Genomic DNA, 5,347 nt, shown 5'->3' with positions numbered 1-5,347 from the left:
GACCACCGCGGCCCCGTCCGAGATTCCGCACGAATTTCCCGCAGTGACAGTGCCGTCCGCAGTGAACGTCGGTCGCAAGCGCGCCAACCTACCCTCACTCATGTTCGGCCTGATCCGCTGGTCACGCTCGATGCCCGCCACGGATACGATTTCACCGGTGAAATCTGTTGCAGCAGCAGCCATATGTGAACGTGAGGCGTACGCGTCCTGACGCTCCCGGCTGATCCCGCGCACGCGAGCAAGACAGTCGGCGGCCACTCCCATGTCCGGATCGGGAAACCCCTTCGGCGCGAACGGAGCCCGTGTGTACCTGACCGGCTCGATACCACTGTCTTGCTCGGAACTACGGCGCGGGGGCCAGAACCGCCACGGCGCGGTACTCGCCGACTCGACGCCACCGGCGAGAATCAGCTGATCGTCACCGCTCTTGACTCGCGCAGCTGCCTGCATGACCGCGTCCAGTCCGGACCCGCACTGACGGTCGACCGTGACACCCGGAACGTCGACGCCGAGGCCTGCCGCGAGCGAGGCGATCCGTGCCGGATCGCCACCGGGCCCGAGGCAGTTACCGAGAACGACATCGTCGACCTCGGCGGTACAGCCGACTTCGCGCAGCGTTCGCATCGTGGCCCGGAGAACCGGAGCAGCCAGATCTGTCGTCGTGAGGTCCGCGAAGCCGTGACCGGCGTTGCCGATCGGCGTACGCCACGGCGCGACGAGAACAGGGGCGTCCTTGGCTGCTCGGGTCATGGTTGCGAGTCTGTCACTCGGGCCCGTGCGATCTTGCCGCTGCCCGTTCGAGGGAGCTCGTCGACGACGGTCCACCGACGCGGCACGGCCTCCTTCTGCAGCGACGCGCGTGCCTGGTCCTTGATTCGTGCCAGCAACGCGGTCTGGTCTCGCGTGCTGTGCTCCAGCTCGAGCACCGCAGTCACTGTCTGACCGAGAACAGCGTGGGGGGTGCCGACGACCGCGGACGCCTTGACGCCGACAATGGCGTCGAGAATCCGTTCGACGTCCTCGGCAAGGATGGTCGTTCCCCCGACATTCACCGCCGAACTCCCCCGACCGTGCACGACGAGTTCGCCACCCGGGCGCAGTTCCGCAAGGTCGCCGACTCCGACCCACTCGTCGGCACCCAGAACGCGGTAGGGCGAACGGACGAACAGCAGACCGTCCCTGATCTCGGCCTCGACGCGGTCCAGCAGACGCAGGGGCCCGGCGCCCACTCGTGCCGCGACGAGCGACAGCTCAGCGGCGCCGTAGTACTCGACGAGTCGCAGGCCGCGCGCACGCTTTTCCGCGCCTGCATCGAGCGAGGTCCCGGCCACGACGGCGGTGTGCAGGTTCGGCGCGTGGTGCAGCAGCTCCCGAAGCACTGCGGGGACGGCGTGCGTCACCGTGGCCGTTCGTTCGTCGTCGGTGACGCATGCACCGACGCACAGCGCGTGAACAGCGCCGAACAGATGCATGGTGGCGTGCAGCGGGCCGGTCACGAGCACCCGGTCGGAGGCGGTGATCCCAGTGATCGAGGTGAACTCCTCGAAACTGTCGGTCCACGACTGCGCCGTACGGGCCAGCGGACGAGGCGTGCCGGTCGATCCGGATGTTCCGACGAGCAGGAACGCACCGTCGGGGATCTCCGAGCGGACCGGACGAGCAGTTGGATCCTCGACGAGCACCGCTGCGCCCTGGCGAGCTGCGGCGAACACGCAGATCAGTGCTTCGGGTAGTGCCAGGGCCGAGGCGTCGTGGACGGCGGCTTCGGGCCACTCTGCGACCGCGGCGTCGAATCGGTCGTAGGACAGTGTGCTGCCGCCGACATCGATCGCGATATCGGTCCCCGACCCGCCCGGACGCAAGCTCACCTGGTCGCGATGATGCCGGGATAGGCCCGGTGCACACTTTTCGCGACGACTGTGGCGATGACTACCTTCACCAGATCTCCGGGGAGGAACGCGAAGTTGGTCGAGATTGCGGCCCACAGTCCGAGATCGGTACGCAGCAGCAGGCCGATGGTTCCGAAGACGTAGACGACCACGATCCCGCCGAGCGCGTTGATCAGCAGTCCGAGCACCAGCGGGTATTTCGGCAGGATGCGGGCTGTGAGCAGGCCGATGACGAATACCGCCGGAATCCAACCGACGAGGTAACCCGCACTTGGTCCGGCCAGGGCCGTCAGCCCCGTTCGGCCGCCCGACAGAAGTGGAAGGCCGATGAGGGTGAGCGCGATGAAGACTGCGACAGCGGCGACACCCTTGCGTGGACCGAGAACCGCACCGGCCAGGATGACGCCGAGCGTCTGCAGTGTGATCGGTACACCGCTGAACCCGACCGTGATCGCGCCGGCCAAACCGAGAGCAGCAATGAGCGCGGCGAACACCGCGATCTGCGCCATTTCTCGCGCCGAGATTCGCACCTTCGAACCCGACACCGTTGTCTCCCGTACGCCTTCGATACCTGACATGACCACTCCTAGTAATACAAGCTTGAACGGCGTTCAAGGTAGCAGGTGTGGTCCTGGCGGCGCCCACGAAGGGCTGCTAGCGACGCACCGGCTGCGAGCTCGCCACCTCCGGTACCGGTGCCGCGGGACCGATACGGTAGTGAACATGACTCGAACCCTCGTCCTCATGCGGCACGGTAAGTCCGGTTATCCGGAGGGAACGCCGGACCACGACCGACCGCTCGCCGAGCGCGGGCAACGCGAAGCAGCGCTCGCCGGGGTATGGATCACCGACACCCTGGGCGGTGTCGATGCGGTGATCTGCTCGACAGCAACTCGGACTCGCCAGACCCTGGTGGCCACTGGGATCGACGCTGCAACCACGTTCGAGGAGACGATCTACGGCGCGTCACCAGAGGAGATCATCGAAGAGATCGCGCGGACCGACGACTCGGTGACCACCCTCCTCGTCGTCGGGCATGCGCCCGGAATACCGTTCACTGCACTGGAATTGGCGGAGGCAACCGGATCCGAGGCGGCAATCGAGATCGGGAGGAAGTTCCCGACGTCCGCGCTGGCGGTGCTGACCGTCGACGTACCGTGGTCGGAGATCGGTCGCGGTGTCGCGGCGCTCACGGCGTTCCACGTTCCGCGGTAGGACCGAATGGGTCGTTCGCTCAGCCTCCAGGTGACCGAATGAGTCGTTCGTCTACTCCAAGTGACCGAATGAGTCGTTCGTCTACTCCAAGTGACCGAATGAGTCGTTCGTCTACTCCAAGTGACCGAATGAGCCGTTCGTCTACTTGGAGTGACCGAATGAGTCGTTCGCTCCCAATCGGAGACCGAATGAGTCGTTCGTCTACTCCAAGTGACCGAATGAGTCGTTCGCTCACGGCCGGAGACCGAATGAGACATTCGGTCACCAGGGAGGGCCGGGGAGGGGCGATCAGCGCCGAATCTTCGCGACGACGAATCCGACGACGCCGAGCGCGATGAGCAGCAGCAGCGCGGTGCCGAATCCGGCGAGCCACCAGACCACCGCGAAGACCACGAGTGCCGGGGCAGCAGCGATGAGAGCGATCGCGGGGTTCTCCCGGACGGTTTCGAGCGCGGTCTGTGCGTGAACCCGGTCAATCTTCTTTCCTGCCATGGTGCGCCTCCGTGCGTCCGCTTACCTCTGCCTCACTCCACAGTAGCGCGCATCTGCCTCGATGCCGATGACTCCGAGCAGGTCCAACTTCTCTGGCCAGACCAGTCAGATGCCGATCTTCCACAAGTCACCTCGACAGCGAGCGCGCCAGCTGAATCAGCTGGGCATCGGCGTCGAACAGTGTTTTTCGGTCGTACGTCGACGTCGATGCCAGGATCTCGTCGGGATCGGTGCGATCGATCAGCTTCTCCAGCTGATCGGACACCTCGTCGGGAGTGCCGAGAACTGCGGAGGCGAGCGACCTTTCGACGCGCTCGCGGGTGCGCGCAGGCGCAGCGTTCAGGTCGATCTGCGACGGGTGCGTCAGGGGCGGGAATTCACCGGTTCGCCGAGATTGCGCCATCGCCCACGCCTCGGGGAGAGCCAAGGTGCGCGCACGTTCGGTGGTCTCGGCGACGGTGATGTCGAGCGAGACGACGACACGAGGGTGCGGGTTCTGGATGGTGGGTCGGTAGCGACGTCGATAGTCCTCGAGCGCCGAACCGTCGCTCGTCAGGATCGGACCTCCGACGACCACGGGCAGACCGGCTGCGGCAGCGACGGTGAGACCCTGCCCCGTTGCGAGGACGTAGACCGGCGGCGGCACAACTGCGGGACGAAGCGTCACCGCTGCGGTGCCGTCGAAGTAGCTCCACAGTTCATCCAGATCGGCAGCGAACGTGTCCGACTCGTCGCGTCCTGTGCGAAGAGCTGCCCGAACCGGTTCGGTGAAGCCGAGCGAGCGACCGACGCCGAGGTCGACCCGCCCCGGATACAGAGCCTCGAGCATCGCGAACTGTTCCGCGACGACGAACGGCTGGTGGTTGGGCAGCATCACACCACCAGATCCGATGCGAATGCTCGACGTCCTGGCACCGACCGACGCAAGAAGAACCGCAGGCGACCCGCTCGCTATGCCGGGCACACCGTGATGCTCGGCGACCCAGAACCGGTGATAGCCGAGCTTCTCGGCGTTGATCGCTCGCTCGATCGTCGCTGTGAGCGCAGCGCCATCCGAATACCCGTCGCGGGTTCGAGACCGATCGAGCAGGGACAAAATCACCTCAAGCGCAACCGTCGTCACGTCGTGCATATTTCTTTGCGCGAATCGGCGTGATCGAGGACCGAAATTGTCCGCAATCGGAGCAAGACTCGTTTCTACCCGACACCGGAGAACCTCGACACAGGAGAACCTCATGGACATCAAGCTCGAGCTCGTAATGATTCCCGTCACCGACGTGGATCGCGCCAAGGATTTCTACACCCGGATCGGGTTCAACGCCGACCACGACGCGAGTCCGTCGGACGGGATTCGCTTCGTCCAGCTGACGCCGCCGGGATCGGCGTGCTCGATCGCCATCGGAACCGGCATCACCGACGCGGCCCCCGGCAGCGTCGAAGGGATGCAGGTTGTCGTCGACAGCGCCGAGGAAGCCCGGAACCACCTCATCGCAGCCGGTGTCGAGGTCGAACCCGTCGTCGACCTCGGTTGGGGAAAGTTCGTGTTCTTCGCCGATCCCGACGGCAACAAGTGGGCGGTACAGGAGCTCCCGCAGCGTTAGAGAACGAGCGAGGCGCGGATGCCTCGGTGATCGGATCCGGGCAGATCCACCAGGCCCACCTCGGTCACCGACGCGTCGCGCACGAGAACGTGGTCGATCGCGATTAGCGGCGGAAGTTTCCACTCTGCGTGATAGGTCGCGAGATGGCCC

7 protein-coding genes are annotated in these 5,347 nt (G+C 65.4%); 2 read left to right on the top strand and 5 right to left on the bottom strand.

Annotated features, from left to right (window positions below; translation table 11 throughout):
- From A2J03_RS29485 to A2J03_RS29475, 3 genes are all read right to left on the bottom strand, one after another.
- Positions 1 to 750 (bottom strand): thiolase family protein (locus A2J03_RS29485; RefSeq protein WP_197481034.1); only part of this gene is annotated, 750 nt, incomplete at its 3' end.
- Positions 747 to 1,868, bottom strand: coding sequence for an AMP-binding enzyme (locus A2J03_RS29480; protein WP_068381797.1), 1,122 nt, complete (start codon positions 1,866 to 1,868; stop codon positions 747 to 749). The genes A2J03_RS29485 and A2J03_RS29480, both read right to left, overlap by 4 nt.
- The gene (locus tag A2J03_RS29475; RefSeq protein WP_068381800.1) at positions 1,865 to 2,398 is read right to left on the bottom strand and encodes a biotin transporter BioY; all 534 of its coding nucleotides are present in this window, start codon (positions 2,396 to 2,398) and stop codon (positions 1,865 to 1,867) included. The genes A2J03_RS29480 and A2J03_RS29475 overlap by 4 nt, the downstream gene beginning before the upstream one ends.
- A 214-nt stretch (positions 2,399 to 2,612) precedes the next feature.
- On the opposite strand from A2J03_RS29475, the gene A2J03_RS29470 reads away from it, so the two are divergent.
- Positions 2,613 to 3,104, top strand: a complete 492-nt coding sequence (locus A2J03_RS29470) for a SixA phosphatase family protein (protein ID WP_068381793.1) — start codon at positions 2,613 to 2,615, stop codon at positions 3,102 to 3,104.
- A 288-nt stretch (positions 3,105 to 3,392) separates the two neighbouring features.
- On the opposite strand, the gene A2J03_RS29465 is transcribed toward A2J03_RS29470, so the two are convergent.
- Positions 3,393 to 3,596 carry a hypothetical protein gene (locus tag A2J03_RS29465; protein WP_068381791.1) on the bottom strand — a complete coding sequence of 68 codons (204 nt, stop codon included), beginning with the start codon at positions 3,594 to 3,596 and terminating at the stop codon, positions 3,393 to 3,395.
- Positions 3,597 to 3,723: 127 nt separating this feature from the next.
- Positions 3,724 to 4,698: an MsnO8 family LLM class oxidoreductase gene (locus tag A2J03_RS29460; RefSeq protein WP_197481035.1), complete on the bottom strand. Its 975-nt coding sequence runs from the start codon at positions 4,696 to 4,698 to the stop codon at positions 3,724 to 3,726.
- A gap of 133 nt (positions 4,699 to 4,831) precedes the next feature.
- On the opposite strand from A2J03_RS29460, the gene A2J03_RS29455 reads away from it, so the two are divergent.
- Entirely contained in the window at positions 4,832 to 5,197 is a 366-nt protein-coding gene (locus tag A2J03_RS29455) for a VOC family protein (protein ID WP_068381789.1), read from the top strand.
- Positions 5,198 to 5,347: the final 150 nt, after the last annotated feature.

It is taken from the genome of Rhodococcus sp. EPR-157 (genome assembly GCF_001647195.1).
Lineage (GTDB): Bacteria > Actinomycetota > Actinomycetes > Mycobacteriales > Mycobacteriaceae > Rhodococcoides.
Note: the sequence above shows the minus strand (reverse complement) of the source record. Positions and strands in the feature narration are given on the sequence as shown.

Bases quoted from the DNA above. Each gene is read 5' to 3' on its own strand.
- A2J03_RS29470 (WP_068381793.1), top strand. From the start codon at position 2,613: ATGACTCGAACCCTCGTCCTCATGCGGCACGGTAAGTCCGGTTATCCG.
- A2J03_RS29455 (WP_068381789.1), top strand. From the start codon at position 4,832: ATGGACATCAAGCTCGAGCTCGTAATGATTCCCGTCACCGACGTGGAT.
- A2J03_RS29475 (WP_068381800.1), bottom strand. From the start codon at position 2,398: ATGGCGCAGATCGCGGTGTTCGCCGCGCTCATTGCTGCTCTCGGTTTG.
- A2J03_RS29465 (WP_068381791.1), bottom strand. From the start codon at position 3,596: ATGGCAGGAAAGAAGATTGACCGGGTTCACGCACAGACCGCGCTCGAA.